Origin of the sequence: Mesorhizobium sp. M7A.F.Ca.CA.002.05.1.1 (genome assembly GCF_003998335.1) — a bacterium.
Classification (GTDB): Bacteria; Pseudomonadota; Alphaproteobacteria; order Rhizobiales; family Rhizobiaceae; genus Mesorhizobium.
The window spans coordinates 1-3,552 of the sequence record NZ_RZQI01000631.1 but is presented as its reverse complement, the minus strand read 5'-3'; the positions used below and the strand labels follow the sequence as shown (position 1 = coordinate 3,552).

The following is a 3,552-nucleotide window of genomic DNA, read 5'->3' as shown; positions in this document are numbered from 1 at the left end:
TTGCCCGCAACACGCAGCTGATCATGGCCAATGAAAGCCATATCGATCATGTCACCGATCCCGCCTATGGTTCCGGCGCTGTGGAAGCGCTGACCGCGGAATTGTGCGAACTGGCCTGGGCGGAGTTGCAGACGATCGAAGCCGAGGGCGGTGTCCTGTCCAGCCTTCAGGACGGACACATCCAGAAGCGCGTTCACGCAGCGGCGGAGCAGCGCAATGCAGCCTACCGCACAGGTGAACGGGCCATCATCGGCACCACGCTCTATCCATCGAAGAACGAACGCCCCGTCGAGACGCTGGCGGCGGAACGGCGACCGGCCTTCACCGAAGGCGTTGCCGTTTGCGAGCCGCTGTTTCCAGTCCGCGTCGACCAATCGATCGGAGCCGGCTCTTGATCCCGGACTTCGGCCAGATCGGCTGGGTCCCGCCACGCCGCACGCCTGTCGAGGTCAAAGGCCAGCGGACCACGCCGGAAGGGCTCATTGCCAAGCATCTGTACAATCAAAGCGACCTCAAGGGGTTGCCGCATCTCGACACCTATCCCGGCCTGCCACCCTTCGTGCGCGGCCCCTACCCGACCATGTATGTCCAGCAGCCCTGGACGATCCGGCAATATGCCGGTTTCTCGACGGCCGAAGATTCCAACGCCTTTTACCGGCGCAACCTTGCCGCCGGCCAGAAGGGGCTGTCGGTCGCCTTCGATCTCGCCACGCATCGCGGCTATGACAGCGACCATCCGCGTGTTGCCGGCGATGTCGGCATGGCGGGCGTCGCCATCGATTCCATCCTCGACATGCGGCAGCTCTTCGACGGCATTCCGCTCGACGAGATGACGGTATCGATGACGATGAACGGCGCGGTGCTGCCGATCATGGCGCTTTACATCGTCGCCGCGGAAGAACAGGGCGTTGCACAGAGGGATCTCGCCGGGACCATTCAGAACGACATTTTGAAGGAGTTCATGGTCCGCAACACCTACATCTATCCGCCAAAGCCTTCGATGCGGATCGTGTCGGACATCTTCTCATACACATCGAAGAACATGCCGAAGTTCAATTCGATATCGATCTCCGGCTATCACATGCAGGAGGCCGGCGCGACGGCCGACCTTGAGCTCGCCTACACGATCGCCGATGGCATCGAATATGCCCGCGCCGGCGTCGCGGCGGGCCTCGACATCGACCGCTTTGCGCCTCGCCTGTCCTTCTTCTGGGCCATCGGCATGAATTTCTTCATGGAAGTCGCCAAGCTGCGGGCCGCGCGCCTGTTGTGGGCGACCCTGATGCAGAAGAATTTTTCGCCCAAGGACGAGCGCTCGCTGTCGCTGCGCACCCATTGCCAGACTTCTGGCTGGTCGCTGACAGCGCAGGATCCCTACAACAACATTGTCCGCACCATGATCGAGGCGATGGCGGCAACGCAGGGCCACACCCAGTCGCTGCACACCAATTCCTTCGACGAGGCGATGGCGCTGCCGACCGACCACTCGGCGCGGATCGCCCGCAACACCCAGCTCATCCTCCAAAAGGAATCCGGCACCACGCGCATCATCGACCCGTGGGGCGGTTCGGCCTATCTCGAACGGCTGACGCATGATCTGGCGGCGCGCGCTCTTGCCCATATCGAGGAGGTCGAGGCGCTCGGCGGCATGGCGGCGGCGACCGAACAGGGCATTCCCAAGCTGCGCATCGAGGAAGCCGCCGCGCGCACGCAGGCGCGGATCGATTCCGGCGAGCAGATGCTGGTCGGCGTCAACGCCCATCGGCCCGAGACCGACATCGAGGTCGACGTGCTGAAGATCGACAATGCCGAGGTCAGGGCCCGGCAATTGTCGAAGCTGCAACGGCTGAAGGGCACGCGCGACGTCGCCGCCGTCGAAAGCGCGCTCGATGAGCTGACCCGTGCCGCGCAAGGCAATGAAAACCTGCTGGAATTCGCCATCCGAGCGGCGCGCGCCAATGCCACGGTCGGCGAGATTTCATTCGCGTTGGAAAGGGCGTTTGGGCGCCACGTCGCCACGGTACAGACCATTTCCGGGGTCTATCGGAAGGCGCTTGGCGATCATCCCGTGGTCGACGGTCTGCAGGACAAGCTTGACGCCTTCGAGAAGAAGACCGGCGGCAAGCCGCGCATCCTGGTCGCCAAGATGGGACAGGACGGCCACGACCGCGGCCAGAAGGTCATCGCCACGGCCTTCGCCGATCTCGGCTTCGACGTCACCGTCGGCGCGATGTTCCAGACACCGGAGGAGATCGCGAGACTAGCGGTTCAACAGGACGCCCACATCGTCGGCGCCTCGTCGCTGGCGGCGGGACATCTGACGCTGATCCCCGAACTGCGCGACGCGCTGAAAAAGCTCGGCCGCGGCGACATGCTGATCGTCGCCGGCGGCGTCATTCCACCGCAGGACTATGACGCGGTGCTGCAAGCCGGCGCTGCGGAAATCTTCCCACCGGGCACGGTCATTCCGGAGGCGGCGGATCGTTTGCTGGACCGGCTGCTGGCGGTCCGCTAGGCTTGTTATAATATCTGTTGCAACTTCTCGCCGGTCGAGTTATAATCGGCGTTGCAACAGGATATCTGTCATGAACACGACCATTCGCAAGATCGGTAATTCGGAAGGTGTGATCCTGCCCAAGGATCTGCTCGATCGTCTGAACATGAAGACAGGTGATCAGCTCCAGATCGTCGAAACGGACAAGGGCATTGCCCTTGAGCCGATGGACGACAGTTTCGAGCGGCAGATGGAAGCTGCTCGCAAGGTCATGGACAAATACAAGGTCGCGCTTCAGAAGCTCGCCGAATGAGCTGGGAGTTCCTTACCCGGCGTGCGGTTGAAGCGATGCACGCCGAGCAGTTGCGCAGGCATGGCGGTGCTCAAGGTTTGAGAGATGAAAATGCTCTCGAATCTGCGCTCGCGCGTGCCGAGAACAAGGCCAACTACGAAAACCCTTCGGTTGAAGACCTAGCAGCCGCCTATGTCTTCGGCATCGCAAGAAATCACGCCTTTGTCGACGGCAACAAGCGCACGGCCATAGTTGCAGCCGGTGCATTTTTGATCGTGAACGGCCATGTCCTGACAGCCGACAACGGCACGCTCTACGAATTCGTCATGGCCGTTGCTTCAGGCGAGATCGATGAAGCCGGAGCCGCGGCGTTCTTCCGCGACCATGTCGTCAAGATCGAGGATTAGCTCTCGGAAAGCTTGACGATTTCCCATTCCTTGCCGTTGACGCTGGCCAAGTCGCCGATCTTCTTGCCGAATAGGGCGACCGCCATCGGCGAAACATGCGAAATGCTACCCTTGGTGGGATCAGCCTCGTCTTCGCCGACAATTTTCCAGTGGACCTTCCTGCCGTCGTCGCCCTCGATCGTGACGCCCATGCCGAAGCGCACCACGTCGCTGCCCGGCTCCGGTACGGAGAGTTCGGCGCTTTCACGCCGGGCGGTCCAATAGCGCAGGTCGCGCGACACGACCGCGATGCGCTCGCGGTCGGCTTTGCGTTCGGCTTTTGCCAATATGTCGCGCAGATCGGCCAGATTCTCCTCGAT

5 protein-coding genes are annotated in these 3,552 nt (G+C 62.0%); 4 read left to right on the top strand and 1 reads right to left on the bottom strand.

Going from position 1 to position 3,552, the window contains the following annotated elements; genetic code table 11:
• From EN939_RS25485 to EN939_RS25470, 4 genes are all read left to right on the top strand, one after another.
• On the top strand, positions 1–395 hold a 395-nt coding region (locus EN939_RS25485), incomplete at its 5' end, for a methylmalonyl-CoA mutase family protein (RefSeq protein WP_164751212.1).
• Positions 392–2,515: a methylmalonyl-CoA mutase gene (gene scpA, locus EN939_RS25480; RefSeq protein WP_127269968.1), complete on the top strand. Its 2,124-nt coding sequence runs from the start codon at positions 392–394 to the stop codon at positions 2,513–2,515. The genes EN939_RS25485 and scpA, both read left to right, overlap by 4 nt.
• A gap of 70 nt (positions 2,516–2,585) precedes the next feature.
• Complete coding sequence (locus EN939_RS25475; RefSeq protein ID WP_127269970.1) at positions 2,586–2,807, top strand: AbrB/MazE/SpoVT family DNA-binding domain-containing protein; 222 nt, start codon at positions 2,586–2,588, stop codon at positions 2,805–2,807.
• Entirely contained in the window at positions 2,804–3,193 is a 390-nt protein-coding gene (locus EN939_RS25470) for a type II toxin-antitoxin system death-on-curing family toxin (RefSeq protein WP_127269972.1), read from the top strand. The genes EN939_RS25475 and EN939_RS25470 overlap by 4 nt, the downstream gene beginning before the upstream one ends.
• Here EN939_RS25470 and EN939_RS25465 read toward each other — a convergent pair.
• The coding region (locus EN939_RS25465; RefSeq protein ID WP_127270561.1) for a GreA/GreB family elongation factor at positions 3,190–3,552 on the bottom strand (363 nt) is incomplete at its 5' end. The two genes, EN939_RS25470 and EN939_RS25465, sit on opposite strands and share 4 nt — an antisense overlap.